This window comes from Mesorhizobium sp. M7A.F.Ca.US.006.04.2.1 (assembly GCF_004022915.1).
GTDB classification, from domain to species: domain Bacteria; phylum Pseudomonadota; class Alphaproteobacteria; order Rhizobiales; family Rhizobiaceae; genus Mesorhizobium; species Mesorhizobium ciceri.
In genome coordinates this window covers 1-916 of record NZ_RZQA01001407.1, presented here as the reverse complement: position 1 = coordinate 916, position 916 = coordinate 1, and the positions used below count along the sequence as shown (strand labels likewise).

Annotated in this window: 1 protein-coding gene; it reads right to left on the bottom strand. The window is 62.4% G+C overall.

Annotation, left to right across the window (positions count from 1 at the left end; genetic code table 11):
* On the bottom strand, nucleotides 1–916 hold a 916-nt coding region (locus EN925_RS37680), incomplete at both ends, for an ImcF-related family protein (protein WP_281040709.1).

Genomic DNA, 916 nt, shown 5'->3' with positions numbered 1-916 from the left:
CCACCTCGTTGGCCGAACCCGCCCGTGGCAACAGTTTTGCCCCTGTTTTCACTATCTTGCCAAGCTTGCCCAGTTTGCCGAGCAGTTTCGAGCCGCCTTTGGCTGCCGCCTTGTCATCTCCGGCGGGCGCGTCATCCGAACGGGTGAGCTCCGTCTCCTGCACCACTGCCGTCAGCAGGCGCTTCAGCGCGGAATCGGCGCTCGAAAGATCCTTGAGGTTCTCACTGGCGACGATGAGATCGGTCAATGGCGCGAGCCTCATGTCGCGCAGGAAGCTGTCCCATTGCGCGATATAGTCGTCATAGTAGAGCTTCAGAATATCCTCGGACAGCGCCGAGACCGAGGTTTCGGAGTTCTCTGAGCAGCCGCCAGCGAAAACGGCACGATCGAGCGCGGCCTGTGCGGCGACATCGTCGATGCGATCGAGAATGACGTCGTGGAAGCCGGCATAGGTGAAGGCGCCGGAAATGCCGACGCGAAGCGTCTTGGCGGAACGCCGCGCAAACACCTTGCCGCCGTTTGGGCCGGCGAAATTCGCCGGGACCCACTCCTTGAGCCCGGCCACTGCCGGATCGGCCAGCAACTGTTTGTAGGCGCGCGCCGGCAACGAAATGGTGCACACCGTTTTCAGCGCTTCGGCAACCAGGGCCTGGTCGGGCGCGACATAGCTCTCGTCGACCGTCATCCGGCGGATGGCGGCAAGCTGATGCTCTTCGGCATCGGCGGTCGGAAATGGTGCCGCGGCCGCGAATTCGGGCAAGCTGTTCGCCCACCAGTCTTGGGCGTAATCGGGATCCATCTGAGACAGGCCCGTCATCATGCGATAGGTTTTCAGCGCGCCGAGCATGAAATCCGGGTCGCGGATTTGCCGCCACATCGTCGCTTCGAGCAAGGCGATCATGCGCGGCTCAAGAAC